The following is a 26,747-nucleotide window of genomic DNA, read 5'->3' as shown; positions in this document are numbered from 1 at the left end:
TGTCAGTCCTCCTGACCGAAGGCTCGCTTCTGCACGACCCGGAGGAAGAGGAAGGAGACGATGAAGGTGGCGACGGCGATGATGATCGAGGTCGCGGCGGCCGAGTAGATGTCGTCACGGGTGAACGCGTCGCGGTAGACGAGCATGAGCGGCGACCAGCTCGTGGAGAGGCTGTTCGTGAGCGGCCGCAACGTCGTCGGCTCGGCGAACACCTGCAGGGTGGCGACCATCGAGAACAGGGCCGTCATGACGAGCGCTGGGGCGACGATCGGGATCTTGATCCGCAGTGCGATCTGGATCTCGCTCGCGCCGTCGATGCGGGCGGCCTCGTAGATCTCACTCGGCACGGCCTTCAGCGAGGTGTAGATGACGATCATGTTGAAGCCGACGCCACCCCAGAGGGCGATGTTCGCGATGCCGAAGATGATGGTCCCCGAGGACAGGATCTCCGGGGCGTCCCAGCCGAGGCTGTCGAAGATCGCGTAGAAGGGGCTCACAGCCGGGAGGTAGAGGAAGCCCCAGAGCAGCGAGCTGATCACCGCGGGCACCGCGTACGGCAGGAAGATCGAGATGCGCGAGAACGAGACCGCCCGGGTGCGACGGGAGTCGAGCAGCAGGGCGAAGAGCAGGGCGAGTCCGAGCATGCACGGGATGAGGATGAGGCCGTACAGCAGCACGCGTCCGACACTCGCCGCGAACTCCGGGTCGTTGAATGCACCGAGGTAGTTCTCGAAGCCCGCGAAGGCCGTCGTGCGAGCACCGGAGCCGAGGCCGAGCCCCGTGACCTGCTTCTTCTGGAAGCTCAGGAACAGCGTGTAGACGATGGGCGCGGCCATGAACACCAGGAACAGGATGATGCCGGGGGCGAGCATCGCGTACGGGATGAGCACCCGACTCTTCAGGTTCTTGCGCGATCGGGCCGGCGGGCGCGAGCCTGTCGGTGGATCCTGGGTGGGCCGGATCGTGTCCAGCGCGGATGGTGCAGCCATGCCGATTCCTTGGGTCGAGGGCGGGAGCGGGGCCGGCTCGATGAGCCGGCCCCGTGGGACTACTTGACCGAGAAGCCGCTCTTCTTCAGGTCGTCGATGGTGATGGACTGCATCGCGGCGACGGCGTCGGAGAACGCCTGTGCGGTCTTCGCCTCGGCCGCCTTCGCGAACTCGTCGTTGTAGGCGCTGAAGGCGACGTTGACGTTCGGGCCGTAGGTGAACGGCGCGACGGTCTCGGAGGCCTTCGACGCGATGTCGTAGAAGTCGCTCTGCTGGCTGAAGAACTCGGGCGACGTCTTGAGGGCGTCGGCGGCGACCTTCGTCGCGGCCGGGTAGACCCCGGACACGTCGGCGAGCGCGGCGACGGCCTTCGGGTCGGTGTTCAACCAGGTGGCGAATTCGACCGCGGCTTCGGCGTGCTTCGACTGAGTCGTCACCGCGGTGGACGACCCACCCCAGTTGCCGTTGGAGGGCTTCGAGGCGTCCCACTGCGGCAGCTCGGCCGCGGTCCACTTGCCGGCCGTGTCGGGGGCGTTGCCGCCGAGGACGCCGGGTGCCCAGACGGAGGAGATCCAACCGACCTGCGAACCGTCGTTCAGCCCGGCGTTCCACTCGGGCGTGTACATCGGCTTGTTGTCGATCGCGCCCTCCTCGACGAGTCCGCCCCAGTACGAGGCGACCTGCTCGGTCGGGCCGGCGTCGATGTCGACTCCCCAGCTGTCGCCGTCGATCGACCACCACGAAGCACCCGCCTGCTGCGCGAGTCCGGCGAACCAGCCGGCGTCGTTCGCGGAGAAGGTGCCGAGGTACTTCGTCGGGTCGGCCTGGTGGACGGCCCGGGCGACCTGTGCGTACTCGTCCCACGTCGTCGGCACGCTGAGGCCGAGGCTGTCGAGGATGTCGGTGCGGTAGTAGGCCATCATGGGGCCGGAGTCCTGCGGGACGGCGTAGACCGCATCGCCACCGAGCGTGACCGAGTTCCACACGCCGTCGGAGAAGTCGTCCTTGAGATCGGCTGCGCCCTGCTTCGAGATGTCGGCGAGCGCGTCGGACGCCACGAGCGTCGGGATCTTCTGGTACTCGGCCTGGATGAGGTCGGGAGCGCCACTGCCGGCCTTGATGGCCGTGAGCAGCTTGGTGATGGCGGGGTCGCCACCGTCCTGCTTCTGCACGACCACCTGGATGTCGGGGTGGTCCTCGTTCCACAGCTCCACGACCTGCTCGAGGTTGGGCGCCCAGGCCCAGTAGGTGAGTTTGACGGGGCCGGACTCCGTGCCGCCCGAGGATGCCGAGCATCCGGAGAGCAGTAGGGCCGTCGTGGCGACCGTGGCGATGCCGATGTGGCGAAGCGTGCTGCGCATTCGTCCTCCTTGTCGAAAGCTGGGGCGCTCTGGTGCGGGGCAGCGACGCTTCGATGGAGAACGTCGTTGTACCTGTGAGCGGTTACAGTTATTCACAACCGTTTCACGTTGTCAACATCGAAAATCCTGCGAGACCTGTCGCCTGAGTCTGTGATAGAACTGGGAGCGCACACAGCCAGGCGATCGAACGGATCCGCTCTCGGCCCACTGAGTCACAGGAGACGCAGCATGACCATCGAGCTCGACCCGCTCACCGCACGGGCCACCTGGATCCCCGGCACCACCGGCCTCCGCTACGGCGGCGACTACAACCCCGAACAATGGCCGCGGGAGACCTGGCTCGAGGACATCGCCCTCATGCAGGCGGCCGGTGTCGACCTCGTGAGCGTCGGGATCTTCTCCTGGGCGGTCCTCGAACCGCGCGAGGGCGAATACGACTTCAGCTTCCTCGACGACATCATCGGTCTGCTGCACGAGGCCGGCATCTCGGTCGACCTCGCGACGCCGACGACGGTGCCACCGGCCTGGTTCTGGAAGCGCCACCCCGAGGCCCATCCGGTCACCCGCGAGGGACTGCGGCTCGGCCACGGCTCACGCGGCATCGCGAGCCCCAGCTCCCCCGCCTACCGTCGCGCCGCAGCCGCGATCACCGAGCAGCTCGCCGCCCGCTACGGATCACACCCGGCCGTCGTCCTCTGGCACGTGCACAACGAGTACGGCGCACCGATCAGCGAGGACTACTCCGACGGCTCGGTGCTCGCCTTCCGGGCGTGGTTGCAGCGGCGCTACGGCTCGATCGAAGCACTCAACGCCGCCTGGGGCACCCGCTTCTGGGGGCAGGACTACGGCGATTGGGACGAGATCGACGCACCGCGCGTCTCGGCCTCCGTCGTCAACCAGACGCAGCGACTCGACTTCGCCCGCTACACCTCGGACATCCTGCTCGAGTGCTACGTCGCCGAGCGCGACATCATCAAGCGGTACGCACCGGAGACCCCGGTGACGACGAACTTCATGGCCACGAACTGTCGCTCGATCGACTACTGGGCTTGGAGCCGCGAGGTCGACATCGTCGCCAACGATTACTACCTCGTCGCGGAGCGGGAGGACAACCACATCCTGCTCGCGCTCGACTCGGACCTCACCCGCTCACTCGCCGGCGGCGACCCGTGGATCCTCATGGAGCACTCCACCTCGGCGGTGAACTGGCAGCCGCGCAACATCGCGAAGCGCGCAGGCGAACTCGCCCGCAACAGCGCCAGCCACCTGGCCCGCGGGGCCGACGCGATCCTCTACTTCCAGTTCCGCGCCTCGCGGTACGGCGCGGAGAAGTTCCACTCGGCGATGCTCCCCCATGCCGGCACGGAGAGTCGCATCTGGCGTGAGGTCATGGCGCTCGGTCACGACCTCGGCAAACTGGACGAGCTGGTGGGCTCCCGGGTGCGCAGCGAGGTCGCGATCCTCTGGGACGTGCAGTCGTTCTGGGCCCAGGACCTCGAGTGGCGCCCGTCGGTCGAGCTCGACCATCGCGAGCGCGTCGAGGCCTATTACGCCGCCCTCTGGCGGGCTGGCGTCACCGTCGACTTCGTGCACCCGCACGACGACCTGAGCGGCTACCGCCTCGTCCTCGCCCCGTCGTTGTACCTGGCGGACCGCGAGACCTCCGAGAACCTCACCGCGTATGTCGAGGGCGGCGGCGCCTTCGTCGTGTCGTACTTCTCGGGCGTCGTCGACGAGCACGACGCCGTCTGGGAGGGTGGCGCACCGGGAGCGTTCCGTCGGGTGCTGGGCCTTTCGGTCCCGGAGTTCCTGCCGTTGCACGAGGGAGAGACCGTCCAGCTGGACGACGGACGGACCGGCTCGAGCTGGAGCGACGACATCGTGCTCGAGGGAGCCGAGGCCGTGTCGGGCTACGTCACCGGCCCCGCCGCCGGTCAGCCCGCGGTGACCCGCAACCGGTTCGGCGCCGGCACCGCCTGGTACGTCTCCACGAAGCTCGACGAGGCCGGACTGTCGGAGCTGCTGTCCGAAGCCTTGGAGCAGGCAGCCGTCGACGCGCCGCCGGTACCGCCGCTCGGGCTGGAGATCGTGACCCGCTGGGGCGAGGAGGCGTCGTTCACGATCGCGATCAACCATGGCGACGAGGATGCGCAGCTCACGACGACCGGTGCGGTCGAGCTCCTGACGGGCGAGCCGGTGGTCTCGGGTGCGGTGGTCATCCCGGCGGGTGCGTTCCGCGTGATCCGGACCCCGCTCGGCGGCTGAGCGAGGAGCGGGCTCAGGCGCCCGTCGACAGGCTCGGGGACCGGATTCCCGTTCACCAATCACACCCGTCGACAAGCTCAGGGAACGGGGTCCCGGTCACTGAGCCACACACCCGGTCACTGAGCCTGTCGAAGTGCGACCCCGCTCCACATCCCGACCGCTCGTCGAATCCGTCAGAGCCTCGTCAACTGACCATCTTGAATGTCAGTGGTCCGTGGTGGACTGGAGTCATGACCGAGACCTCCACCACCTTCCCGGTGCGCGCGGTGGACGTCTTCGAAGAGCGCCTCGCGCAATTGTCCGACGAGTTCGCCGGCATCGCGCGCGAGCGTGCAGCACTCGACGCCCGGGAGGCTCGTCTCCTCGCGAGGTCGGCAGCCCTGGCCGACGCCATGGCGGACAGCCTCGTGTCGCACGACGAGACGCCCGCACAGCGGAAGGCGCTCATCCGTCGTTCCACCTGTGCGACGCTCGCCATGGCGACGCGTGCCTCCGAGCAGACCCTGCATCGAGCCACCGGCGATGCCGAACGGCTCGTCGCCGATGCCCCGGATGTCCTTCGCGCGCTGGAGGACGGTCGCATCTCGAGCCGGCACGCGCGGACCATCACCGATCAGCTCCAAGACATCCCGGTGCACGGGCGAGCCGCGTTCCTCGAAACGGTCCTCGCCATCGCGGAGCAGTCCACTGTCGCACGACTGCAGCACCAGGCCCGCACCCTCCGCGAGCGACTGCACCCGGAGTCCATCACCGTGCGGGCGGCCAGGTCGGAGGCCGACCGTCGGGTGGAGATCGAGCCTGCAGCAGACGGCATGGCGTGGGTTCATCTGTTCACCACGGCGCCCGTCGCCGTCGCGATCGGAGAACGCCTCGACGCGCTCGTCGGTGCCGCCCACCTGACGGACGACGACCGCGCCTGTCAGCAGCTGCGCGCCGACGCGCTCGGCTCGCTCTGCATCAGCGGTACCACCTCGGCCGACCAGACCGACCCCGAGGGCCGGCGCTCACCGATCGCCCGGCCGGTGGAGGTGCTCGACGACATCCAGCCCACGGTGAACCTCACCGTGCCCGTGCTCAGCCTCCTGGGGCTGAGCGAGGCCCCGGCGACCCTCGACGGCTACGGCCCGATCGACCCCGAGACCGCGTCGCGGCTCGCGGTCAACGCGCCCTCGATGACGAGGGTGCTCACGCACCCGGAGACGAGTGCGGTCGTCTCGGTCGGGCGGCAGCAGTACCGCGTGCCGGCAGATCTGCAGCGAGCGGTCCGCCTCCGCGACGTCACCTGTCGCGCGCCGGGTTGCGGGAGACGGGCTCGGGCCTGCGATCTCGACCACTCCGTCGCCTGGGCAGAGGGAGGCACCACGAGTGTCGGCAATCTGGCGTGCGTCTGCCGACATCACCACCGACTGAAGCATCTGCCCGGGTGGTCGCTCGACCATCGCCCCGATGGCGTCCTCGAGTGGACCACACCCGACGGCAGGCGACACCGCACGGAACCAGACGCGGTCCCGCCGTTCTGAGTGCCGGCCGCCGAACCGACCCCGGTCACCGAGCCGACCCCGGTCACTGAGCTTGTCGAAGTGCCCCGAACACACGTCCACGGCCAGAACACGCATCCCCGCGGGCCCTTCGACAGGCTCAGGGAACGGGTGTCTCGGTCACTGAGCTTGTCGAAGTGCCCCCGAACACACCTATACGCCCAGAACACGCATCCCCGCGGGCCCTTCGACACCTCGACAGACTCAGTGCGGCGCAGCTCAGGGAACGGGTCCCCCTGTCACCGAGCCTGTCGAGGTGCTGCGCGCCTACTTGTCGTTCTCGGCGAGCCAGGCGTAGGACTCGGCGACGCCGCCGAAGATCTCCTTGCTGTAGCCGTCGAACTCCACGACACGCGTCGCGTGCGGTGCGGCGGCGAGGATCGCCGGGATGTCGACCTGGCCCTGACCTGCGGGCTGCTGGTTCGCGAACGCCTGGGCGAGCGCGTCGGGCACGACGAGCGCGCTCTCGCTGCTCGGCAGCGCGGTGGCGATGTCACCGGAGATGATGCCGTCCTTGATGTGCAGGAACTGCACGCGGTCCCCGAGCGAACGGAGGAACGCCGGGGTGTCCGCTCCGCCGACCGTCGACCAGAAGGTGTCGATCTCGAGGACGACCTCGGGCGACAGCTGCTCGACGAAGAGCTCGAAGATCGGGCGCCCGTCGACGTGGGTCGAGAACTCCCAGTTGTGGTTGTGGTAGCCGAACTTCAGGCCGGACGCCGCCGCCTGGACGGCGAGCTCGTTGACGCGCTCGGCGAGACGTGCGGCGTCGTCGGCGGTCTGCCAGCGGTCGGTGGGGATGAACGGGTCGATGACCGTTCCGATCCCGAGCCGCGACGCCGCGTCGAACGCGACCGCCGGGTCGGCGGCGTCGATGACGGGCGCGTGGCCGGACGGGGCCGTGACGCCGGCGGCGGCGAAGGCGGTCTCGAACTCGGCCGCGCGCTCGACGAACGCGTAGGGCTCGACCTTCGTGAAGCCGATCTCGGCGATGCGGGCGACGGCGCCCTGCAGGTCCTCGGCGATGGCGTCGCGGACGGTGTACAGCTGCACGGACGGTGCGCTCATGGGTACTCCTTCGTAGCTTCGGGCGGGCACCGACGGACGCTTCCCCGCCTGTCTCACACGGCACGGAACCGCTTCTGTCGACTCGTCGACAAAAGTACCCGATGTGAGTCTACCGACTGAGACTGGACGCGCGAGTGGCCGGGCACTCATAGTCTGGAGATTCGACCGACCATCAGCGAGGGGGCACCATGGCAGACCTGGACCGGACGAGGCGGAGATCACCACGCCGTGCGATCGTCATCATCGGTGTCCTGGTCCTGGTCGCCGTCGTCGTCTATGCGCTGACCCTGAACCCGAACGTGTTCACCCTGCTCGTCGTCTGCATCGTCATCGTGGTCGCGATCGAGGCGCTGACGAGCAGACCCGACCGGCCGTAGTCCGACCCGAGGCGGGACCGCTACTTCTCGGAGCGCTTGAGCGACTTCTTGACCGCACGCTCGGCGAGGACGGTCACGTAATCCTGGACCGGACGCTCAGCGAGCGCGCTGACCTCTTCGCGCACGAGCTCACCGATCCGAGCGGAATCGACCCCCGAGTACTTCTCGCTCAACTTCGCGGTGAGCTGACGGATGATCTCTTCGTGGTCGATCTCAGTTGCCATGGACCCAGTATCGACCCACAGTTGTTGCCTGGGCTGTGAACTTCGACGTCCGTCCGCCGCTGTTCTCCGGCCGGACACCTGATCGCCGCGCTCCGTTCACCCTCCCCGTCGGGCACCCGCCGAGGATATTCTGACCGTGATGTCGATCTCCGCGTTCGCCGTTCGACGTCCGAGTGAGGCGGGCGATCGGCGCCCCTGACGACTGGAGCAGACGATGTCGAGATACATGCTCATCATGCGCAACAGCGGGTCCGTCGAGAAGCTCGAGGACATGGACTTCGAAGCGGTCATCAACGCGATGGGCGCCTACAACGAGTCGATGATCGACGCCGGCGTGATGGTCGGCGGTGACGGCCTCACCGATGCCGCGCAGGGTGCCGTCGTCGAGTTCACGACCGAGGCGCCGATCGTCACCGACGGCCCCTACGGCGAACTCCAGGAGCTCTTCAACGGGTTCTGGACCATCGAGGTCGCCACGCGCGAGGAGGCCATCGAATGGGCGAGCCGCGCTCCGCTCGGCCCCGGTAACAAGATCGAGGTGCGCCGCGTGACCGACGAGACGGACTTCGCCGACCACGCAGACAACGAGTACCTCCGGAAGGAGAAGGAGTGGCGGGCGCAGGAAGGTGTGGCGAAGCCGTCGGCCGACCCTGCCTGAGCACGACCGACGCGAGACGGACATGACCGGCGCCGGCAGGACCGGCATCGGCACGGCGGACGACGACGAGGAGGCGCGCTCGGACCTCCTGACCGCCGCGCACCTCACAGCGAACGACCGCGAGCGTGAGGTCCTGCTGCGGAAGGTCGCCGCACTACCGCAGTGAGGCTCGTCTGCTGCGGCGTCAGCGCGCGGACGGCGTCAGCGCGCGGACGGCACCTGCGCCGGACGATCGAAGCGCTGCCCCTCGGGCTTCGACGGCAGCAGCATGAGGACGAGGACGATGATGCTCCCGACCGACGGCACGAGGGTGAGGAAGTAGTACGGGCCGGGGAAACCTGCATCGTGCAGGCGCCGCCAGGCGATCGCCAGACTCGGCACGATGAGCGCCACCCAGGCGACGAGCAGCAGCACGACGCCGGCGATGAGCAGGACGCGGACGCCGAACCCCATGGGCCCAGGGTCCGCGAAGTCGTATCCGCTCCCCGACAGGTCTCGCTCCTCTGCAGCGGCCGCTGCCGCGGAGACAGCGGTCATGATCGCGCCGACGGTGATCAGCAGCGTCGGGACGAGGATCAGGAGCGTCGTCAGCAGCGAACTCCACCAGTACTCACTGAGCGATGCACGACCCGAGAAGTTCGCGTACTGCTTGAAGAACCGCTTGGTCGCCTGACGGAACGTCGCCCCATAGAGCGGCAGCGTCAGGTCGTCCGGCGAGCTGGCGCCCCGGGGCGGGGGCGCGACCCACTGCGGCTGGCCGTACGGAGCCTGGCCGTAGGGTGCCTGGCCATACGGCGGCTGGCCATACGGCGGCTGGCCAGAAGGGACCTGAGGGTTCGGAGGATACGTCATGGCTGCTTCCGGATCGCTGGTCGACGAGACACCAGTATGACGCGCTCCGCCCTCACGCCCGGGCGATCGGGATCCAGACACGCATCGTGGACGGCCCGCGCTCGGCCCAGGAATGGTACGGCGCGATGCTCGCGGTGAACGTCTCGTCAGCTCCCGTCGCGACGAAGGCGTCGCCGTACGGCCAGGCGGTGTCGGCGAGACTCCGGGTGCGCAGCTCGATCGACAACCGACCGTCCGCGTCCTCGACGGGGACGACACCCTCCCCCACCTCGATGCGGGCGATCGTCTCGTCACCGCCCGGGAGGTCCACCGACTCGACGCAGTAGACCTCGGGTCCGCGCTCGATCGCGACGCTGCCACGGATGGCGTCCACGCGAGGATCCGGCAGGGTGACCCGCGGACGGACGCTGAACGTCAGCTCCACGACGTCACCGGGGACGAAGGACCGCTCGACGTCGGCGTAACCAGGGGTGACGGCACGATCCACGGAGGCACCGTCGACGGGTCGGACGGTCACCACCGCGTCATCAGCCCACGACGGCACGCGCAGCGAGACGGTCACGGGTCCGTTCGGCGCCTCCACGATGCGCACGGTGACGACGCCTGATCGCGGATAGTCCGTCGCGAGTTCCGCACGGAAGCGCCCGCCGTGCTCGCCGTCGATGACCGTGTCGATCGTCGCCGACGCGAACTGGTGGATCTGCACGCCGTGGTCGTCGCTCGTGGCGACGAACGCCGCCAGGCTCGCGAGCGTCCGGGCCACATTCGGTGGACAGCACGACACGTCGAACCACGGCGCACGCTCGGAGGACGACGCCCGCGGCGACACCTCGTCGTCCGGACTCGACTCCCCCGGCGTGCGCTGGTGCAGGGTGTTGGCGTAGAAGAACGCGGTGCCGGCGGCCGACGGCGAGGTCGCGACGACGTTGTACAGGACGCGCTCGATGTGGTCGGCGTAGCGGACGTCGCGGTCTTCGAGCAGCAGCCGCCAACTGAACATGATCGATGCGATGCCCGCACAGGTCTCGGAGTACGCGCGGTCGGACGGCAGCTCGAAGTCCTCGCCGAACGCCTCGTCCTGGTGGTGCGATCCTTGACCGCCGGTCAGGTAGGTGCGGCGTGCGATCGTCCGGTCCCACTGGCCGCGGAGCGCGTCGAGCAGGCCGTCGTCGCCGTGCTCGACCGCGACGTCGGTGGCACCGGCCGCGAGGTAGTTCGCGCGGACCGCATGGCCACGCAACGCCTCCGCCTCGCGGATCGGCACGTCGTCCTGGAAGTACGCGCGGCCCCACTCGATGTCCTGGAGCACGCCGGTGCCGCGACGCTCGACGAACAGCGACGCGAGTTCGAGGTAGCGCGGCTCGCCCGTCACCCGTGACAGCTCTGCGAGCCCCACCTCGACCTCGGCGTGCCCGCACACGGACTGGATGCCGTCGGTGCCGAAGACCTCGCAGATGAGGTCCGCAGCCCGCGTCGCGATCCCGAGGAGCCCGTCGTCGGAGCCCGGGCTCGTCCGCTCCCGGGCGACGGCCGCCTGGAAGAGGTGGCCGAGGCAGTACAGCTCGTGCCCCCACTCGAGATCCGACCAACGCTCACCCTGACCCGGGCGACCGAAGCGGGTGTTCAAGTAGCCGTCGGCCTCCTGTGCGGCGGCGACCCGGTCGACGATCGCGCGGAACCGCGACTCGAGCGCTTCGTCACCGCCGAGCCGTCCGAGCTCCCACGCGACGGCCTCGAGGTACTTGTAGACCTCGGAGTCGGCGAACTCGCGTCCGCGGCGCCCCTTCGGAAGGGTCCCGGCGGCGGCGAGGTCGAAGTTGCGGAGCCACCCCTCCCGCTCGAGCCAGTGCTCGACGTGGGGCAGCGTCGCCGTGCCGTTGACCTGCTGGCGGTCGGCCCAGAAGCCGTCGGTGATGCGCACCTCGTCGAGGCCGAGCGGCGTGAGCGCGCCGGTGGTGGGGACGACCGGGGCTGCGACAATCACCGACGTCGTTGGCGTAGTGGGCGTGGTGCTGGTGGTGGTGCTCATGGTTACCCCTTGAAGGCGCCGGACATGAAGCCGCGCACGTAGTGACGTTGGAGGATGAGGAAGAGCAGGATGCACGGCAGCGCGAGGACGACGACGCCCGCCTCGGTCGCGCCGTAGTCGACGACGCCCTGCACCTGGCCGCGGAGGTTCGACACCGCGAGCGGCAGCGTCATCTTCGCCGAGTCGTTGATGAGGATGAGCGGCGCCATGAAGTCGTTCCACGCCGCGAGGAACGCGAACAGGCCGACGGTGATCAGGCCCGGCTTCACCGCGGGGACGAGCACCTTCCACAGCACGGTCCAGGCGTTGCAGCCGTCGACCATGGCGGCCTCGTCGAGCTCCTTCGGGATCGATTCGAACGCGATGCGCATCATGAACGTCGAGAACGGCAGTTGGAACATGGTGAGCACCAGCGCGACACCGACGAGCGAGTTCGACAGGCCGACGAGGTTCAGCAGCACGTACAGCGGGATCAGCAGCGTCGCGTACGGGACCATCAGGATCGCGATGGTGGCGAGGAACAGGGCGTTCTTGCCGCGGAACTGGAACCTTGCGAACGCGTACCCGCCGAACAGCGAGATGACGAGCGTGAGGATCACGGTCAGCAACGAGACGAACACCGAGTTGCCGATGTACTGCAGGATCCCGTCCTGGTACCCGGCGAGGGTGATGTAGTTGCCGAGCCCCCACCCCTCGGTCTGGTTCGTACCGGCGAGCGGCGACACCGAGCGGACGGCGGTCCAGACGAGCGGGTAGAGGAAGATCACGGCGAGCGCCGCGGTGAAGATCCAGAACGGCATCCGGATGGCGATACCGAAGAAGTTCGTCGGCTTCCCGTCGTGGCCGCGGCCGCGCGTGCGCCCGTGACCACGGACGTCGGGCATCGTCGAGGTGACGGTGGCCGGTTCCTTTCGGGTGATGGTCATGCTCAGTCCTCGACCTTCTTGCTGAACGCGCGGATCTGCACGATGTTGATGACGATGAGCGCGGCGAGCACGATGACCGACAGCGCGCCGGCGACGCCGAGGTTGTTCGGGCCCTGGAACGCCACGTTGTAGATGAGCTGCACGATGGTGATCGTGCTGTTGTCGGGACCGCCCTTGGTGAGGATGTAGAACTGCTCGAACGCGAGGAGTGAGCCGGTGACGCACATCACCGTCGTGAGGGCGAGGGTCGGCTTCAGCAGCGGGACGGTGATGTCGCGGAAGGTCTGCCAGCGCGACGCGCCGTCGATCCGTGCCGCCTCGTAGACCTCCTCCGGGATGCCCTGCAGGCCCACGAGCATGAGCAGCATGTAGAACCCGGCGAAGCGCCAGACGATGAGGAACACCGTCGACCAGAGCGCCGCGTCCGGGGTCCCGAGGAAGGTGAAGCCCATGGCCTTCGTGAGGTCGGCGAACGGGCCCGCGATCGGCGAGTACAGCACGTAGAAGAGGAGTGACGCCGAGGCGAGGCCGAGGGCGCTCGGGATGAGGAACGCGGTGCGGAGGAAGCCCTTCCACCGGCTGGACTCCTGCACGAGGAGCGCGAGGCCGAGGCCGAGGCCGATGAGCAGGACCGTCGCGATGGCCGTGTACTTGAGTGTGAAGACCACCGAGTCGAGGAAGAACCGGTTGTCGATCGCCTTGGGGAAGTTCTCGGGGAGGTTCCACCCCTGGTTGCCACCGAGGAGCGGCCAGTCGGAGGCCGCCATCTGGAACACGAGACCGAGCGGGACGAGGAACAGGAGGATGACGAACACGGCGGTGGGGAGCGCGAACAACCAGCCGGTGCGGGCGTGCACGGCGCGACGCTTCCTGGCACCGACCGAGTCCGTCGGGCCTCGTCTGGCGAGGGTGGTACTCATGGGTGGACCTTTCAAGACGAGTGGGTGCCGGTGCGCCGTCGCGGTGATGGATGCGGCGGCGCACCGGCGGATCGGACTACTGCGAGAGCACGTCCGTGATCGCGTCGTTGTCGGCGTCGACCGTGTCGGAGCCCTCGAGGACCGCGTTCCGCACGAGCGTCAGCCACGGGCTGGTCGGCGAGTTGAAGGCCTCCTGGAAGTTCAGCGAGTACGGGGTGTCGCCCTTCGAGGCGACCTCGTTGATCGTGACGAGGCGCGGGTCCTTGCTCGAGTACTCGTTCTCGGCGAGGTCGGAGCGGGAGACGACGTCGTTGTCCTTCGCGAGGACTCCGACCTGCGCGTCCTCGGACATCAGCCAGCTGAGGAAGTTCCACGACTGTGCGGCCTTCTTACTGTCCTTCGAGACGCCGATCCCGTCGCCACCGACGAAGGTCGAGTCGCCGCCCTTCGGTCCGGGGATGCCGGACACGCCCACATCGAACGGGGTGGAGGAGAGCAGCGTCGCCGGGTACGGCATGACGCCGACCTTGCCCTCGGTGAAGCCGGCGGTCCAGGTGGGTCCGGCCTCGTCCTTCGAGGACGGGAGCACGGCGCCCGACTTCCAGAGGTCGGCCCACGTGCTGTAGACCTCCTTGGCGCCGTCCTCGGCGAGGAGGGACTCGGTGCCCTCCTCGTTCATGACCTGCTCGCCGTCGGCCCACACACTGGGGAACCAGGTGAAGACGAGACAACCGCCGCAGTTGAGGCCGGTCGCGGTGCCGTAGGTGTCGGGCTTGTTGAGGGCCTGAACGGCCTTCGCGTCCTCGGCGAACTCGGCCAGTGTGGTCGGGCCCTGCTCGGGGTCGAGCCCGGCTTCCTTGTAGAGCTCCTTGTTCCAGAACAGCATCGAGAGGTCGAGGACGAACGGCAGGACGTGCTCCTTGCCGTCCGCGGTGCCGGCGGCGAGGTGGCCCTGGTTGATCTCGTCCTTGAAGTCGAGCCCGTCGATGTTCGCGGTGAGGTCCTGGAAGAGGCCCTGTTCGACCCAGTTCGGGACGTACACGATGTCGGCGGCGAACAGGTCGGGGAGGCTGTCGGAGCCGGCCGCCGCGCCGACCTTCGCGACGTAGTCGTCGTTCGGGACCACGGTGAGCTTCACCTGGTTCTCGTGCGAGGCGTTGTAGGCCTCGACGAGGAGCTTCGCCTGCTTCTCGAGTGGGGCGCGGGTCCAGAGCGTGAGCTCGGATCCATCGTCGACGCCCTCGGGCCCGGCGCTGGCGAGTGGGGAACTGCCACCGCCCCCGGAGGAACAGGCGGCGAGGCCGACGAGGAGGGCGCTGGCGGCCAACACCCCTCCGACCCGCTGCATCCGTCTGGTGTGCGTGCTGCGCATGGTGACTCCTCTGACTCATCGTTGAGCGGACCGGTCGGGCCCGGCGGTGCATGGGAGGTTTTCGAAACTCTCGAAACGCCTTTCGGTAAAGCTAGCCTGGGATCGGTGTAGCGTCAAGAGCGAAGTCCGGTAACGTTTCGGAAACGAAGAGGGGGAGCAATGCCAGACAGTGATGTCGGTGCTTCGGCAACCGGTACCCCCGGCCGAGCGGCGACCTTGGGCGACGTCGCCCGGATCGCAGGCGTCTCGATGGCCACCGCCTCGAAGGCCATCAACGGACGGAGCGAGGTCGCCCCGAAGACCCGACAGCGGGTGCTCGACGCCGCGAAGGAGGTCGCCTTCACCCCCAACGAACTCGCCCGGAGCCTGATCAACGGGCGCACCGGCACCGTCGGCCTCCTGACGAGCGACCTCGAGGGCCGCTTCGTCATCCCCATCCTCATGGGCGCCGAGGACGCGTTCGGCGCCGGGCAGGTGAACGTGTTCCTGTGCGACGCCCGCGGGGACGCCATCCGCGAACAGCACCACCTGAACGCGCTCCTCACCCGCCGCGTCGACGGCATCATCGTCGTGGGCCGCACGACGGACCCACGCCCCTCGCTCGGTCACAAACTACCCGTCCCGGTCGTCTACGCCTACGCGCCGTCCGACGACCCGACCGACGTGTCGATCACCCCGGACAACCGCGACGGCGGGCGCCTGGCCGTCGAGCACCTGATCGCGTGCGGCCGTTCCCGTATCGCGATGATCACGGGTGAACCGCAGTACGCGGCGGCCAGGGACCGCGTGACGGGCGTGCAGAACGCCCTCGCCGCGGCGGGCCTGGACCTCGTCGGCACGCCGATGTTCTCGGAGTGGACCGAGCACTGGGGTCGCGATGCGGCGGCGATGCTGCTGGCACAGCACCCGGAGATCGACGGCATCGTCGCCGGTTCCGATCAGATCGCCCGCGGCGTCCTCGACACCGTCCGCGACCTCGGGCGCGACGTCCCGAGCGACGTCGCCGTCGTCAGCTTCGACAACTGGGAGATCCTGGCCACCAACTCGCGGCCGGAGCTATCGTCGATCGACGCGAACCTCCAACAGCTCGGCCGACTCGCCGCCACCCGCATCTTCGAGGCGATCGAGGGCACGGACGTCGCCCAGGGTGTCGAGTACCTGCCGGGCCGCCTCGTCCTCCGCGGTTCCACGATCCCGAGGCGCTGAGGTCCGGCCTGACCCCGATACTCGCCGCGCGGGTGATGCGACAGCCGTCGGACATCGCTACGGTCGAGCCATGGACACCTCAACCGTCGTCATGATCGCGGTCCTCGCCGTCGTCGCGGTCATCGTCGTCACGATCACCGTGCAGGCCGGACGACGTGCCGGCGGGTCGAAGCATCGCGGTGGTACGACGTCGGACTCCGGCATGCCGTTCATCGTCGGCGGCGACGGTCACCACGGCGGTGGCCACCACGGCGGCTCCGACTCCGGCGGTTGGGACGGCGGCGGTGGTGGCGACTCCGGCGGCGGTGGAGACGGGGGCGGTGGGGGCGGCGGCGACTGAGGACCCGTTCACCCGCGGCAGCCTCTCTGCTCGGGTCGCTGCGATCGCGGTCTGCAGCGCGGTGGCGTTCATCCCGCGGCAGGTCGGGCTCCCGGAGAAGCAGACGCGGAGCCGGGACCGGCCCTAGCTACCCGCGAGGTCGCCGAGTCGGGCGCGCATCGCGCGGAGCACGTCGACGAGGAGCACGTCGTCCGGTCCGGCGAGCCACTGCTCGAGGGAGGCGTCGAAGAGCGCCGAACCGAGGGAGGCGGCGAGCGCCGCGTCGGCTGACGTGACACCGCTCTCCGCGAGGGCATCGCGCATCGCATCGGTGAGGACCGCCGACTTCAGCCGTTCCCGCTCACGCAGCTGCGGCTCCGACCGGATGATGGCGCGGCGGGCGGCGATGTCGTCCCGCCAACGCTGCAGCTCGCCGCCTGCCACGGTCTCGAGGCCGGACATCACGAGCGCGAGCGCGTCGAGTCCTGGTGGCGCCGCAGCGACCAGCCGTCCGACCACGGTCGGGAGCTCTCGCTCGCGGAGGAAGAGCACGTCGCGCTTGTCGGCGAAGTGGCGGAAGAACGTGCGGGTGGTGAGCCCGGCGGCTTCGGCGATCTCCGGGACGGTCGTCGCCGTGAAGCCCCGCTCGGCGAACAGCGCCATCGCAGCACTCTCGAGTCGGAGAGCCGCGTCGGGTGCCCAGCGTGCCATGCGATCAGGATAGCCGATGACACGTCGTGTCGTCAGGTGTAGTGTGATGGCACATCATGTCGTCATCACGACATCCACCCGCATGCTTCCTGGAGACCCCATGCCGACGAACACCGCAGCCTGGCTGCCAGCACCTCGCGCCGACCTCGTCGTCGGCACCGCCGCGATGCACGACCCCGGCCCGGGCGAACTCCTCATCCGGAACCGTGCGGTCGCGGTGAACCCGCTCGACGACGTCAAGCAGCAGACCGGGAATCTCATGTACCGGTGGCTGCCGGTTCCCGCCGTGCTCGGTGAGGACGTCGCGGGCGAGGTCGTCGCCGTCGGGTCGAACGTCCGTCGCTTCGCCGTGGGCGACCGCGTCGTGGCGTACGCGGTCGGCATGGAGCGCGGTCGACGCCATGACGCCGAGGGCGGGTTCCAGCAGTTCACCGTCGTGCGGGCGGATCTCGCCGCCCCGATCCCGGACGGTCTCCGAGACGAGGACGCCGTCGTCCTGCCGCTCGGGATCTCCACGGCCGCGACCGCCCTCTTCCAACGAGACCACCTCGCGCTCCCCCACCCCTCGGAGCACCCCACCCCCACCGGGACCACCGTCGTCGTCTGGGGCGGCGCGACGAGCGTGGGGAGCAACGCCATCCAGCTCGCGGTCGCCTCCGGCCACCGGGTCGCGACCACGGCCTCGCCGCACAACCACGACCGGATGCGCGAGCTCGGTGCCGACCTCGTGTTCGACTACCGCAGCCCGACCGTCGTGGCGGATCTCGTCAACGCCCTCCATGGCTCCTCGGTCGTCGGGGTCCTCGCCGTCGGGACCGGCTCCGCAGAACCAGCCGTCGCCGTCGCCGCCGCCACCGGGGCACGCCGGGTCGCGCTCGCGAGCCCGTCGGTGTCGTTCGGGTCGCTCCCCCGTCGGGCCGGCCCGAGTCTGACGTTCGTCCGCACCATGACCCGGCTCGTGGCGGCCAACGTCGCACTCCAGGTGCGTGCCCGACGGGCGGGGATCTCGGCGCGGTACGTGTGGGGTAGCTCGCTCATGACCAACGAGGTCGGGCCGATGCTGTGGGAGGACTACCTGCCTGGTGCGCTCGCCGCCGGACGACACCTCTGCGCGCCCGCTCCCGAGGTGGTCGGCGAAGGCCTCGAGGCGATCCAGCCGGCCCTCGACCGCCTCCACGGCGGCGTCTCAGCCCGCAAGCTCGTCGTGCGGTTGTGAGACGCGGGACCGTGCCGCTCGGCCCTCACACATCCCAGACCGAGCGGTAGCTCCGCTCGGCGAGGAGCCCCGACAGCTCCGCGTGCACGGTCATCGTCTTGGCGAGCCGCTCGGCACGATCCGTTGTCAGCACGCCGGCCGCCTCCCAGTCCCGCTCCGACAGGTAGGCCGTGTAGGGGTTGATGACGCACTTGAAGTCCAGCATGAGCGACTGCCCGAGCGTGGCTGTCGCCATGTAGCTGTGCGGCAGGCCGGCGGCGCAGACGAAGGTCACGACCTTGTCGAACCAGGCGGCGACCCTGCCGTCCTCGCCGGTCGCGCCGGTCGCCTCGATGAGCGATTTCACCGTCGCGGCCGGTGCCCAGTTGTAGACCGGGAAGGCGAGGACGACGCCGTCGGCAGCCGTGATCAACGCATGCAGCCGACGGAACGCAGGGCTCTCGAAGACCCGATCGTTGTCGAACGGCGGCAGTTCCATCTCGGCCAGATCGATGACGGACGAGTCATGACCTTGCTCGCGCAGCAGCTCGCTGCTCGCCGAGGCGAGGGTCCGGCTCCGACTCGCCGGATCGAGGCTGCAGGAGATCACAGGCAGGTTCAAGGAGGCCATCCCTCTACGCTAGCCCGGCAGCCCACACGTGAGCGCGGCGGGTGTGCGAGGGTGGAACATGCCCTCGCCGCAGTCACTCAGTGAAGCCGACCGCCGTCTCGTCGCCTCGTGGGCCGCCGATTGCGCCGAGCGGGTCCTGCCGCTGTTCGAAGCGGAGGCGCCGGACGACGATCGTCCACGTGACGCGATCGCCCGCGCCCGCGCGTTCGCAGCCGGCGACCTCGACACCGCCGGGGAGATCCGCCGACGCTTCGTCGCCAACCGGGCCTCGCAGGCGGTGTCCTCACCCGCCGCCAAGGCCGCCGCGTGGTCGGCCGGGCAGGCCGCGGGTGTCGCGCACATGGGAGCCCACGCGCTCGGCGCCGCCGCCTACGCGGTGAAGGCCGCCGAGCTGCATCAGGCCGGAGCCGGCGCGGCCGAGATCGCCTGGCAGCTCGACCACGTGAGTGCCCCGGTCCGGTCGGCGCTCCGCCTCCTGCCGGCACTCGGCACGGACTCCTCGGGTCCGCTCGGCACCGGGCTGCTGGTCTCGGGGGTGCTCGGCGACAACATCCGTGCCATCCAGAGCGGCTTGCGCCGACGCCCCCGCCGCCCGGATATCACGACGCTCGAGCTGGTCGGAGGCCCCGAGCCGGTCCGGGTCGAGCTGCACGACGCCGACCCGGCGTGGCCCGAACGGTACCGTGAGCACCGGCAGCGGATCATCGAGGCCCTTGGAACGAGCGCGGGCGGGACCGGTGCCGTCGTGATCGAGCACATCGGCTCGACCTCGGTGCCCGGACTCGCGGCGAAGCCGATCGTGGACATCGTGGTCGCCGTGGAGGACATCGCGGCGGAGGAGGACTACCTCGACCCCTTGCTGGCAGCCGGCTACGTGCTGCGCGTCCGTGAGCCCCGCCATCGAATGGTGCGGACGCCGGAGCGCGACGTCCACGTGCACCTCTACGAGCAGGGCGCGCCGGAGATCGACGAGTACCTCCTCCTCCGCGACCATCTGCGGTCCGACGCCGACGACCGCGCGCTGTACGAGCGCACCAAGCGGGAGCTGCTCGGGAGGCCCTGGGACGACATGAACGACTACGCCGATGCGAAGACCGAGGTCATCGTCGCGATCAAGGCGCGAGCGCGGGCAGCGCGGAGCCGCTGACTCGCCCGAATCTGTACGAATTCGGCACCGTTTCGGACCATTCCGGGCGACTCAGGGACGGGCGGTCGCACGCACCGGCGGGATGACGACCCCCGTCAGGACCGCCGCCGTCTTGACGCCGACGCAGAGACTGATGAAGACCGTCAGCGCCGCCGTGACCGCTGAGCCCTCGAGCGTCGCGAGCGACACGAGTCCCACAGTGCCCGGCACGAGCATGAGGAGGGCCGGCTGGAACGTGACGTTGGACGGCACCGCCGCCGAGTACCGCTCGACGATGCGAGCGACGACGAACACGAGCCCGGCGGTGAGCCCCGTCGCGACCGCGTTCCCCACGAGCGGGGCGAACAGGACGATGCCCGCGTAGGTCAACGCCATCACGCAGATGGTCAGCAGCGTCAGGGAGCGTCCCGAGCCGAACGCGATCCCGATCCCGGCCGCGAGCATCACGACGCCGATCCACGTGAACCACAGCGGCGGGACCGACTCCCACCCGACGAGGTCCGAGCTCCCGCGGACCACCTGACCGACGAGCGCCGTCGATTCGGGGTCGATCGACAGGCCGGTGAGCAGCGCCCCGGCCGAGATCCCGGCCGCCATGAAGGCGAGCACGATGAGCCCGTACATCAGGCGCGCCGAGCCCGTCACGATGTCGGTCGCCGTCAGTTCCAGCAGGGCGTTGGTGATGAGTGCGCCGGGGACGAGGATCGCGATCGGCGCGCAGACGGCGAACAGCGGTACGGGGCCGAGATCCATGGCCGATGCGAGCGTCCCGACGAGCGTCGTCGACACGAACGCCGTCACGAACGGGGCGATCGCGACCGCTCCCCGCCACCGCGCCAGCAGGGTGATGACGAGGCCGACGAAGGCGCCGACGAGCATCGATGCGACGATCGCCCACCATGGGCAGCGGAACAGCAGCGCGAGCCCTCCCGCGAGCAGCAGGTTCCCGACCACCCAGTGCATCGACGCATGCGGGCGCGGCGTCTCCCGGATCGACTGGATGCGGGCCGGCAGGTCACCGACCGGCCAGTGTCCGAGCTCGAGTTCGCGCATGAGCCGGTTCGCCCGCGCCGCGCCGCGGAACGACAGCTCGCCGTGGGTGTTGCCGGCCGCGAGCACCGCACCGGTGCGCACGTCGTTCACGATGATGAGCTGCGGCAGCACCGAGAAGGCCAGACCCTCGTCGCCCGATGCGACCGTGGCGCGCTCCAGGGAGTCCCGGACGTCGGTGACGGAGGTGCCGGCGTCGAGGAGGAGGCAGCCGAGCGCGCTGTAGGCGTGCGCAGCCGTCCTGCGGTGCTCATCGGTCGCGGCGTCGTCACTCATCCCGCCAACGGTACGCGAGATCCCAGGGACGCCTTGGGCCGCCGCGGACCTCAGCGGCGGTTGCGGAGCGCGACGGCTCCGGCCACACCGAAGTACAGGCCGGCGAGGATCGGGACGATGACGATCCACCAGAAATGGAAGCCGTACTCGCCGTGGGCGTTCGCGACGGCGACCGGGATGAGCGCCACCCCGAGCACGACAGCCACGATGCCGATACCGAACGCGAGTCGGGGTCTTCCCGGGGTGAACGAGGCCATGGGGACACGCTATGCCCGCGGAGCCCCTGGGCCTCGGGGGATATCCCCTGCGCTCGCGCGGCGCAAGCGCTTGTGCGGCCGCCGACACGCTGGCATCCTCGCTCACACGTCGCTCGCTCGCGGCGTGTGAGCGCCGAGGAGGCAGCATGGCAGACGTACGAGTGGGCGACCGCGTGTCGTGGGGCACCTCGCAGGGGCGGACGCAGGGGAAGGTCGTCGAGCGGAAGACCGCGGACTTCCAGTTCGACGGCCAGCACTTCACGGCGTCGAAGGACGAGCCCGCGTTCATCGTGGAGTCGGAGAAGACCGGCGCGAAGGCCGCCCACAAGGGCTCCGCGCTGCGCGTCCTGAAATCCTGAGGCCCTGACCGCGGTCGTCCGGATGTCCGGGCGTACGCGGCGCACCCCGGCTGGGCGTAGCGTTGGCGCATGACCGTCGTGATCGCCTTCCTGGCCAACGTCATCGTCGCCATCGCCAAGTCCATCGTCGCCGCGCTCACCGGGTCGGCGTCGATGCTGGCCGAGGCCGCGCACTCGTGGGCCGACGCGGGGAACGAGATCTTCCTCCTCATCGCCGACAAACGGGCCGACAAGCGACGCGACGCCGCACATCCGCTCGGCTATGGCCGTGACGCGTACATTTTCTCGCTGTTCGCCGCCTTCGGGATCTTCACCGTCGGTGCGGTCGTCTCGATCCAGCACGGCATCCAGAGCATCACCGCACCGGAGGCGATGGAGGACTACGCCCTCAGCTACCTCGTGCTGGGCGTCGCCTTCCTCCTGGAGGGTTTCTCCTTCACCCAGTCGATCCTCGAGGGCCGGCGCACGGCGAGGAAGTACGGCCGCGGCTTCTTCGACTACATCGTGAACGGCTCCAACACGACGCTCCGCTCGGTGTTCTTCGAGGACTCCGCAGCACTGCTCGGCCTCATCATCGCCGGGGCCGGCATCGGCCTCCACCAGGTGACCGGCGACCCGGTGTGGGATGCGATCGGCTCGATCGCGATCGGTGTCCTGCTCGGCGGGGTCGCGCTGCTGCTCATCAACCGCAACCGGCGCTATCTCCTCGGAGCCTCACCGAGCCCCGCGTACCGCGCACAGACCGTCACCGCGCTCCTGTCACACCCGGAGATCGAACGGGTCACGGCGCTGTACCTCGAGTTCAGCGGGCCGGAACGCCTCTTCCTCGTCGCGTCGGTCGACCTCGTCGGCGACGACCGCGAGAACGACGTCGCGCGCCAGCTCCGCCGACTCGAGGGTGACCTCGAGCAGGACGACCTCATCGGCAAGGCCGTGCTCACGCTCTCGGTGAGCGACGAGCCGTCGATCACCGTCTGAGCGCGACGCCGAGCCGAGGACTCAGGCGCCGAACAGCCGCTTCGACGCGATCGCAGCGCCCTCGACGAGCGCACCGAGCTTCGCCCACGCGACATCGGTCGCGACGAACTCGTAACTCGCGAAGGTGGAGAGCCCGCAGTCGGTGCCCGCGATGACGCGCGTCGGGTCACCGACGGCTTCGGCGACCTCCACGATGCGGTTCGCGATGACCTGCGGGTGCTCCAGGTAGTTGGTGGTCACGTCGACGACCCCCGGGATGAGGAGCGCGCCCTCGGGGAGCGGATGCTCGCGGAACGCCGGCGCCTCGTGCTGGTGCCGCGGGTTGCCGAGCGGGATGCTGAACGCACCGACCCGTGCCCGGTAGAGGTGCGGGAGGAGCACGTCGACCGGGACGTCGTCCTGGTGTGGGCCCTGCCAGTTGCCCCAGCAGACGTGGAGCCGGACCTGCTCGCGGGGGATGTTCCGGATGGCGTGGTTGAGCGCGTCGACGTGCAGATCCACGGCCACGAGGAACTCCTCGAGCGTCGCGTCACCGAACTGGATGACCCGCTCCATGGCGAGGTCCGGGGCGTCGAGCTGCAGGACGTGACCTCGGGCGACGATCGCCTCGTACTCGATCCGCAGTTGCTCGGCGAGCGCGAACACGTAGGCGCGGTCGTCGCCGTAGAAGGGGTTCGCGGCATCGAGCAGCAGCGTCGTCGACACGATACCCGGCGTGGCCGCCGAGAAGAAGGTGCCGGCAGGTGTGCGTCCCTGGTCCGCCTGCACGGCGAGCTCCCGCTCGAAGCCGTCCAGATCGGCGGTGATGCCGGCGAGCGTGGGGTCGTACACGAGCTGCCCCTGAGCCATCGGCGGATCCCACACCCGTGCGACGTCCGCACCCTCGACGATCTGCTTCGCCTGGAACGCCGCGTAATCCGGGAATCGCACGGAGTCGAGCGTCGGCTTGCGGTGTCCTGCACCGCCGAACCCCTCGATGCGTTCGAGGACGTAGGTCGAGAACCCGACGCGCGGGACCTCGCCGTCGTTGATGAGATCGAGACCGGTGGCGAGCTGTGCGGCGACCGTCGAGGCCACCGCATCCGCCGTGACCTCCTCCAGCTCGGCCACGTCGAACGGCCGCCGCTGGTCGCGCGCCACGAGCAACCGGGTCAACTCGGGCGTGCGCGGCAGGCTCCCGGCGTGCGTGGTCAGGATGCGGTCGGTCATGCGTGAGCTCCTCGGTGCGTGGCAGAGGTGGAAGTGGACGCGGCTGTCGAGAGCAGGTCCGGCCTCCCACGATGCCGTATCGATCCCGACGCCGCCAGCCTGCCCCCGCTACGCCGTCAGTGCGATGTACTGCTCCTCCAGGAATTCGAGGATGCCCTCGCTCGACCCCTCGCGTCCCAGTCCGCTCTGCTTGACGCCGCCGAACGGGGCCGCCGGGTCGCTCACGACGCCGCGGTTGATCGCCACCATGCCCGCCTCGAGGCGGCGCGCGACCGCGACCGCCTCCCGCTCCTCGCCGAACACGTAGGCCATGAGCCCGAACACGGTGTCGTTCGCCATGCGGACCGCCTCGTCGATGTCGTCGTACCGCACCACGGCGGTGACCGGTCCGAAGATCTCGGTGGTCGTGATCTCCGATCCGTGGCGGACACCGGTCACGAGCGTCGCGTCGTAGAACGCCCCGTCCTCCGAGCTGCGGCCGCCCTGGATCACGGTGGCACCATCGCGCACCGCCCCATCGACGAGCCCGGCCACCTTGTCCCGTTCGTGGACCGAGACGAGCGCGCCGAGGTCGTTGTCGTGGTCGAGTCCAGGTCCGACCCGGACCTCCGCCAGCGCCTCGGCCATCCGAGCGACGAAGGCGTCATGGACACTCGTGTGGACGTAGAACCGGTTCGCCGCCGTGCAGGCGGACCCACCGTTCCGCATCTTGGCGAGCAGCGACTCGCGGACGGTGAGCTCCAGGTCCGCCCCCGGCAGGATGACGACCGGCGCGTTGCCGCCGAGCTCCATCGATGCGCTCACGACGGTGTCGGCGCAGGCGTGCAGGAGCTCCCGCCCCACCTCCGTCGATCCCGTGAAGGACAGCTTCCGCACGGCCGGGTGCGCGAGCATCTCCGCGACGATCGGGCCGGTCGGCACGGGCGTGACGAGACTCACGACGCCGGACGGGAAGCCGACCCGGCGAAGGACGTCGACGACGAACGCGGCGGCCAGCGGCGTCTCCCGCGCAGGTTTGAGGATGACCGTGCACCCGGCGGCGAGCGCGGGCGCGAGCTTGCGCGTCGCCATGGCGGCGGGGAAGTTCCACGGGGTGATGAGGAGGGAGACGCCGATCGGCTGCCGGTCGACGACGATCCGCTTGTCGCCACTCGGGGAGAGTCGGTAGTCGCCGGGGATGCGCACGGCCTCCTCGGCGAACCACCGGAAGAACTCCTTGGCGTAGTTCGCCTCACCGATGGCGTCGCGGTAGGACTTCCCGTTCTCCCGGATCATGATCTCGGCGAGCGTCTCGACCTCCTCGGTGAGGAGCTCGTAGGCCGCTCTGAGCAGTTCACTACGCTCCCGCGGAGACGTCGCTGCCCAGGAGGTCTGTGCGCGCGCGGCGGATTCGACGGCGGCGAGGCAGTCCTCGCGGGTCGCGATGGCGAAGTCGGCGATCGTGCTGCCGTCGGCGGGGTCGACGACGGGGAAGGTCCCTCCGTCGGAACCGGGCCGCCAGGCGCCGTCGATGAAGAGTTGCGCGATCGGTTTCGTCCGCGTGGTGCTGAGGGTCGTGGCTGGTGTGGTGGTGGTCATCGTGCGTCCGTGTCTGCTCGGAGGGCTGATCGGTCGCCGGCGTGGGCGGCCTGGAGGATGGTGTCGATGAGCTCCGGGTCGGAGCCGATCGGTGAGATGTCGACAAGTCGCTTCGACTGCAGCGTCAGCTCCGCGATGCGCGGCAGCTGGTCGGCCCGAACTCCGATCTCGGCGAGGCTCGTCGGGATACCGATGCTGCGGCAGAGCTCGGCGACCCGGTCCACGGCGTCCTGCGCGGCTGCCCGCACGTCCGACTCGGTCCCACCGAGGGCGGCGCCGATGGCTGCGAGCCGCTCAGGCATGAGGGGCACGCACGCTTGGAGGACGTAGGGGATCATGAGCCCGGTACCGAGCCCGTGTGGCGTCTTGGTGATCGCACCGACCGGGTACTGCACCGCGTGCGAGAGGTGCGTGCCGGTCGGACCGAAGCACATGCCGGCGAGCAGGCTGCCGTAAGCGACCTCCGCTCGGGCCTCACGGTCCGTCCCGTCGGCGACGGCCCGGGGCAGGCTCGGCGCGATCCGTCGGATCGCCTCGAGCGCCAGGTGCCGGACGAAGAGGTTCTGCCCGGTGAAGACGGGCAGCTGAGACGCCCAGTCGAGCGGCAGGTGCGCTGCCGTGAACGATTCCAGGGCGTGCACGAGCGCGTCGATGCCGGCGTACGCGGTGACCGAGGGCGGCGCCCCGATCGTCAGCTCCGGGTCGACCACCGCCGCGACCGGGATGAGGTGATGGCTGGAGACACCGATCTTCATCTCCCGGTCCGGGTCGGAGATCACCGCGACCGGCGTCACCTCGGACCCCGTCCCGGCGGTCGTCGGTACGGCCACGATGGGGAGGATGGGTCCGGGCACGTTGTTCTCGCCGTAGTAGTCGGCGAGCACCCCGCCGTGTGCGACGAGCACGGCGACGAGTTTCGCTGCGTCGAGCGCGCTGCCCCCGCCGTAGGCCAGGACGACGTCGGGAGCGAAGGCCGCGGCGACGACACCGGCCTCGGTGAGCGAGTCGACCGGGAGTTCCGGAAGGACGTCGGTGTACACGACGACCTCGGACCCGCCGGCTCGTAGCGCGTCGACGATCGCGACGAATTCGGGTGAACCGGCGAGGAACGGGTCCACGACGGCGAACACCCGCCTCCCGTGCTCCCCGATGATGACCGGGAGCTGGTGGCGGACGCCGAAGCCGACGTGGATGCGGGGCGGCAGCCGGAGGGTTCCGGTCTCGGTCATGCGGGGGATCCTGTCTGGTCGAT

Annotated in this window: 27 protein-coding genes; 11 read left to right on the top strand and 16 right to left on the bottom strand. The window is 69.4% G+C overall.

Going from position 1 to position 26,747, the window contains the following annotated elements:
* Window positions 1–2: 2 nt before the first annotated feature.
* Window positions 3–989 (bottom strand): carbohydrate ABC transporter permease, encoded by a 987-nt coding sequence (locus HOW07_RS09350; protein WP_079000704.1) that lies wholly within the window; start codon window positions 987–989, stop codon window positions 3–5.
* A gap of 59 nt (window positions 990–1,048) precedes the next feature.
* Window positions 1,049–2,350: an ABC transporter substrate-binding protein gene (locus HOW07_RS09345; RefSeq protein ID WP_064295800.1), complete on the bottom strand. Its 1,302-nt coding sequence runs from the start codon at window positions 2,348–2,350 to the stop codon at window positions 1,049–1,051.
* Between the two features lie 228 nt (window positions 2,351–2,578).
* On the opposite strand from HOW07_RS09345, the gene HOW07_RS09340 reads away from it, so the two are divergent.
* On the top strand, window positions 2,579–4,615 hold the full coding sequence (locus HOW07_RS09340; RefSeq protein ID WP_175116749.1) for a beta-galactosidase: 2,037 nt from the start codon (window positions 2,579–2,581) through the stop codon (window positions 4,613–4,615).
* Window positions 4,616–4,845: 230 nt separating this feature from the next.
* Window positions 4,846–6,135 (top strand): HNH endonuclease signature motif containing protein, encoded by a 1,290-nt coding sequence (locus HOW07_RS09335; protein WP_175116748.1) that lies wholly within the window; start codon window positions 4,846–4,848, stop codon window positions 6,133–6,135.
* A 285-nt stretch (window positions 6,136–6,420) separates the two neighbouring features.
* Here the strand turns inward: HOW07_RS09335 and HOW07_RS09330 are convergent, their stop codons facing one another.
* Window positions 6,421–7,221, bottom strand: a complete 801-nt coding sequence (locus tag HOW07_RS09330) for a sugar phosphate isomerase/epimerase (RefSeq protein ID WP_079704551.1) — start codon at window positions 7,219–7,221, stop codon at window positions 6,421–6,423.
* A gap of 188 nt (window positions 7,222–7,409) precedes the next feature.
* On the opposite strand from HOW07_RS09330, the gene HOW07_RS09325 reads away from it, so the two are divergent.
* Entirely contained in the window at window positions 7,410–7,598 is a 189-nt protein-coding gene (locus tag HOW07_RS09325; RefSeq protein WP_121293111.1) for a hypothetical protein, read from the top strand.
* Window positions 7,599–7,618: 20 nt separating this feature from the next.
* Here HOW07_RS09325 and HOW07_RS09320 read toward each other — a convergent pair whose 3' ends face one another.
* Window positions 7,619–7,822, bottom strand: a complete 204-nt coding sequence (locus HOW07_RS09320; RefSeq protein ID WP_064295795.1) for a three-helix bundle dimerization domain-containing protein — start codon at window positions 7,820–7,822, stop codon at window positions 7,619–7,621.
* A 214-nt stretch (window positions 7,823–8,036) separates the two neighbouring features.
* Here HOW07_RS09320 and HOW07_RS09315 point away from each other — a divergent pair, with 214 nt between their 5' ends.
* Window positions 8,037–8,480, top strand: a complete 444-nt coding sequence (locus HOW07_RS09315) for a YciI family protein (protein ID WP_175116747.1) — start codon at window positions 8,037–8,039, stop codon at window positions 8,478–8,480.
* 22 nt (window positions 8,481–8,502) lie between these two features.
* Complete coding sequence (locus HOW07_RS09310; protein ID WP_175116746.1) at window positions 8,503–8,646, top strand: hypothetical protein; 144 nt, start codon at window positions 8,503–8,505, stop codon at window positions 8,644–8,646.
* A gap of 35 nt (window positions 8,647–8,681) precedes the next feature.
* Here HOW07_RS09310 and HOW07_RS09305 read toward each other — a convergent pair whose 3' ends face one another.
* The 5 genes from HOW07_RS09305 to HOW07_RS09285 form a co-directional block, all read right to left on the bottom strand.
* Complete coding sequence (locus tag HOW07_RS09305) at window positions 8,682–9,332, bottom strand: DUF805 domain-containing protein (protein WP_175116745.1); 651 nt, start codon at window positions 9,330–9,332, stop codon at window positions 8,682–8,684.
* Window positions 9,333–9,384: 52 nt separating this feature from the next.
* Window positions 9,385–11,361, bottom strand: a complete 1,977-nt coding sequence (locus HOW07_RS09300) for a glycoside hydrolase family 127 protein (protein ID WP_175116744.1) — start codon at window positions 11,359–11,361, stop codon at window positions 9,385–9,387.
* Between the two features lie 2 nt (window positions 11,362–11,363).
* Window positions 11,364–12,287 (bottom strand): carbohydrate ABC transporter permease, encoded by a 924-nt coding sequence (locus HOW07_RS09295; protein ID WP_371743628.1) that lies wholly within the window; start codon window positions 12,285–12,287, stop codon window positions 11,364–11,366.
* Between the two features lie 2 nt (window positions 12,288–12,289).
* Window positions 12,290–13,207, bottom strand: a complete 918-nt coding sequence (locus HOW07_RS09290) for a carbohydrate ABC transporter permease (protein WP_064295793.1) — start codon at window positions 13,205–13,207, stop codon at window positions 12,290–12,292.
* 76 nt (window positions 13,208–13,283) lie between these two features.
* A complete protein-coding gene (locus HOW07_RS09285) occupies window positions 13,284–14,579 on the bottom strand; it encodes a sugar ABC transporter substrate-binding protein (protein ID WP_079000688.1) in 1,296 nt (431 codons plus the stop codon).
* A gap of 159 nt (window positions 14,580–14,738) precedes the next feature.
* Here HOW07_RS09285 and HOW07_RS09280 point away from each other — a divergent pair, with 159 nt between their 5' ends.
* Complete coding sequence (locus tag HOW07_RS09280) at window positions 14,739–15,785, top strand: LacI family DNA-binding transcriptional regulator (protein WP_175116743.1); 1,047 nt, start codon at window positions 14,739–14,741, stop codon at window positions 15,783–15,785.
* A gap of 70 nt (window positions 15,786–15,855) precedes the next feature.
* A complete protein-coding gene (locus HOW07_RS09275; protein ID WP_175116742.1) occupies window positions 15,856–16,125 on the top strand; it encodes a hypothetical protein in 270 nt (89 codons plus the stop codon).
* 123 nt (window positions 16,126–16,248) lie between these two features.
* On the opposite strand, the gene HOW07_RS09270 is transcribed toward HOW07_RS09275, so the two are convergent.
* Window positions 16,249–16,815, bottom strand: a complete 567-nt coding sequence (locus HOW07_RS09270) for a TetR family transcriptional regulator (RefSeq protein ID WP_175116741.1) — start codon at window positions 16,813–16,815, stop codon at window positions 16,249–16,251.
* A 100-nt stretch (window positions 16,816–16,915) separates the two neighbouring features.
* Between HOW07_RS09270 and HOW07_RS09265 the strand changes: the two genes are divergently transcribed.
* Window positions 16,916–18,031 (top strand): zinc-binding alcohol dehydrogenase family protein, encoded by a 1,116-nt coding sequence (locus tag HOW07_RS09265; RefSeq protein ID WP_175116740.1) that lies wholly within the window; start codon window positions 16,916–16,918, stop codon window positions 18,029–18,031.
* Between the two features lie 25 nt (window positions 18,032–18,056).
* Here HOW07_RS09265 and HOW07_RS09260 read toward each other — a convergent pair whose 3' ends face one another.
* Complete coding sequence (locus tag HOW07_RS09260; protein ID WP_175116739.1) at window positions 18,057–18,641, bottom strand: NADPH-dependent FMN reductase; 585 nt, start codon at window positions 18,639–18,641, stop codon at window positions 18,057–18,059.
* 58 nt (window positions 18,642–18,699) lie between these two features.
* Between HOW07_RS09260 and HOW07_RS19820 the strand changes: the two genes are divergently transcribed.
* Window positions 18,700–19,788, top strand: a complete 1,089-nt coding sequence (locus tag HOW07_RS19820) for a GrpB family protein (RefSeq protein WP_371743627.1) — start codon at window positions 18,700–18,702, stop codon at window positions 19,786–19,788.
* A gap of 51 nt (window positions 19,789–19,839) precedes the next feature.
* Here the strand turns inward: HOW07_RS19820 and HOW07_RS09250 are convergent, their stop codons facing one another.
* Both HOW07_RS09250 and HOW07_RS09245 read right to left on the bottom strand, forming a co-directional pair.
* Window positions 19,840–21,114 carry a threonine/serine exporter family protein gene (locus HOW07_RS09250; protein ID WP_079000677.1) on the bottom strand — a complete coding sequence of 425 codons (1,275 nt, stop codon included), beginning with the start codon at window positions 21,112–21,114 and terminating at the stop codon, window positions 19,840–19,842.
* Between the two features lie 50 nt (window positions 21,115–21,164).
* Complete coding sequence (locus HOW07_RS09245) at window positions 21,165–21,371, bottom strand: hypothetical protein (protein WP_175116738.1); 207 nt, start codon at window positions 21,369–21,371, stop codon at window positions 21,165–21,167.
* Window positions 21,372–21,517: 146 nt separating this feature from the next.
* Here HOW07_RS09245 and HOW07_RS09240 point away from each other — a divergent pair, with 146 nt between their 5' ends.
* Both HOW07_RS09240 and HOW07_RS09235 read left to right on the top strand, forming a co-directional pair.
* Window positions 21,518–21,730, top strand: a complete 213-nt coding sequence (locus tag HOW07_RS09240) for a DUF2945 domain-containing protein (protein WP_064295385.1) — start codon at window positions 21,518–21,520, stop codon at window positions 21,728–21,730.
* A gap of 69 nt (window positions 21,731–21,799) precedes the next feature.
* The gene (locus HOW07_RS09235; RefSeq protein ID WP_175116737.1) at window positions 21,800–22,708 is read left to right on the top strand and encodes a cation diffusion facilitator family transporter; all 909 of its coding nucleotides are present in this window, start codon (window positions 21,800–21,802) and stop codon (window positions 22,706–22,708) included.
* Between the two features lie 21 nt (window positions 22,709–22,729).
* Here the strand turns inward: HOW07_RS09235 and HOW07_RS09230 are convergent, their stop codons facing one another.
* From HOW07_RS09230 to HOW07_RS09220, 3 genes are all read right to left on the bottom strand, one after another.
* Window positions 22,730–23,917 carry a cobalamin-independent methionine synthase II family protein gene (locus HOW07_RS09230; RefSeq protein ID WP_175116736.1) on the bottom strand — a complete coding sequence of 396 codons (1,188 nt, stop codon included), beginning with the start codon at window positions 23,915–23,917 and terminating at the stop codon, window positions 22,730–22,732.
* A 108-nt stretch (window positions 23,918–24,025) separates the two neighbouring features.
* Window positions 24,026–25,495, bottom strand: coding sequence for an NAD-dependent succinate-semialdehyde dehydrogenase (locus HOW07_RS09225; RefSeq protein ID WP_175116735.1), 1,470 nt, complete (start codon window positions 25,493–25,495; stop codon window positions 24,026–24,028).
* Window positions 25,492–26,724, bottom strand: coding sequence for an iron-containing alcohol dehydrogenase (locus HOW07_RS09220; RefSeq protein ID WP_175116734.1), 1,233 nt, complete (start codon window positions 26,722–26,724; stop codon window positions 25,492–25,494). Before HOW07_RS09220 ends, HOW07_RS09225 begins: the two co-directional genes overlap by 4 nt.
* Window positions 26,725–26,747: the final 23 nt, after the last annotated feature.

Origin of the sequence: Plantibacter sp. MCCC 1A11337 (genome assembly GCF_013349365.1) — a bacterium.
Taxonomy (GTDB): domain Bacteria; phylum Actinomycetota; class Actinomycetes; order Actinomycetales; family Microbacteriaceae; genus Plantibacter; species Plantibacter flavus_A.
This window is presented reverse-complemented; position numbering and strand designations above follow the sequence as displayed.

Coding starts and splice junctions, on each gene's coding strand:
- HOW07_RS09275 (WP_175116742.1), top strand. CDS start 15,856: ATGGACACCTCAACCGTCGTCATGATCGCGGTCCTCGCCGTCGTCGCG.
- HOW07_RS09220 (WP_175116734.1), bottom strand. CDS start 26,724: ATGACCGAGACCGGAACCCTCCGGCTGCCGCCCCGCATCCACGTCGGC.
- HOW07_RS09265 (WP_175116740.1), top strand. CDS start 16,916: ATGCCGACGAACACCGCAGCCTGGCTGCCAGCACCTCGCGCCGACCTC.
- HOW07_RS09295 (WP_371743628.1), bottom strand. CDS start 12,287: ATGACCATCACCCGAAAGGAACCGGCCACCGTCACCTCGACGATGCCC.
- HOW07_RS09350 (WP_079000704.1), bottom strand. CDS start 989: ATGGCTGCACCATCCGCGCTGGACACGATCCGGCCCACCCAGGATCCA.
- HOW07_RS09340 (WP_175116749.1), top strand. CDS start 2,579: ATGACCATCGAGCTCGACCCGCTCACCGCACGGGCCACCTGGATCCCC.
- HOW07_RS09300 (WP_175116744.1), bottom strand. CDS start 11,361: ATGAGCACCACCACCAGCACCACGCCCACTACGCCAACGACGTCGGTG.
- HOW07_RS09320 (WP_064295795.1), bottom strand. CDS start 7,822: ATGGCAACTGAGATCGACCACGAAGAGATCATCCGTCAGCTCACCGCG.
- HOW07_RS09270 (WP_175116741.1), bottom strand. CDS start 16,815: ATGGCACGCTGGGCACCCGACGCGGCTCTCCGACTCGAGAGTGCTGCG.
- HOW07_RS09225 (WP_175116735.1), bottom strand. CDS start 25,495: ATGACCACCACCACACCAGCCACGACCCTCAGCACCACGCGGACGAAA.
- HOW07_RS09250 (WP_079000677.1), bottom strand. CDS start 21,114: ATGAGTGACGACGCCGCGACCGATGAGCACCGCAGGACGGCTGCGCAC.
- HOW07_RS09245 (WP_175116738.1), bottom strand. CDS start 21,371: ATGGCCTCGTTCACCCCGGGAAGACCCCGACTCGCGTTCGGTATCGGC.
- HOW07_RS09330 (WP_079704551.1), bottom strand. CDS start 7,221: ATGAGCGCACCGTCCGTGCAGCTGTACACCGTCCGCGACGCCATCGCC.
- HOW07_RS09335 (WP_175116748.1), top strand. CDS start 4,846: ATGACCGAGACCTCCACCACCTTCCCGGTGCGCGCGGTGGACGTCTTC.
- HOW07_RS09345 (WP_064295800.1), bottom strand. CDS start 2,350: ATGCGCAGCACGCTTCGCCACATCGGCATCGCCACGGTCGCCACGACG.
- HOW07_RS09235 (WP_175116737.1), top strand. CDS start 21,800: ATGACCGTCGTGATCGCCTTCCTGGCCAACGTCATCGTCGCCATCGCC.
- HOW07_RS09310 (WP_175116746.1), top strand. CDS start 8,503: ATGACCGGCGCCGGCAGGACCGGCATCGGCACGGCGGACGACGACGAG.
- HOW07_RS09305 (WP_175116745.1), bottom strand. CDS start 9,332: ATGACGTATCCTCCGAACCCTCAGGTCCCTTCTGGCCAGCCGCCGTAT.
- HOW07_RS09280 (WP_175116743.1), top strand. CDS start 14,739: ATGCCAGACAGTGATGTCGGTGCTTCGGCAACCGGTACCCCCGGCCGA.
- HOW07_RS09230 (WP_175116736.1), bottom strand. CDS start 23,917: ATGACCGACCGCATCCTGACCACGCACGCCGGGAGCCTGCCGCGCACG.
- HOW07_RS09290 (WP_064295793.1), bottom strand. CDS start 13,207: ATGAGTACCACCCTCGCCAGACGAGGCCCGACGGACTCGGTCGGTGCC.
- HOW07_RS09240 (WP_064295385.1), top strand. CDS start 21,518: ATGGCAGACGTACGAGTGGGCGACCGCGTGTCGTGGGGCACCTCGCAG.
- HOW07_RS09285 (WP_079000688.1), bottom strand. CDS start 14,579: ATGCGCAGCACGCACACCAGACGGATGCAGCGGGTCGGAGGGGTGTTG.
- HOW07_RS09325 (WP_121293111.1), top strand. CDS start 7,410: ATGGCAGACCTGGACCGGACGAGGCGGAGATCACCACGCCGTGCGATC.
- HOW07_RS09315 (WP_175116747.1), top strand. CDS start 8,037: ATGTCGAGATACATGCTCATCATGCGCAACAGCGGGTCCGTCGAGAAG.
- HOW07_RS19820 (WP_371743627.1), top strand. CDS start 18,700: ATGCCCTCGCCGCAGTCACTCAGTGAAGCCGACCGCCGTCTCGTCGCC.
- HOW07_RS09260 (WP_175116739.1), bottom strand. CDS start 18,641: ATGGCCTCCTTGAACCTGCCTGTGATCTCCTGCAGCCTCGATCCGGCG.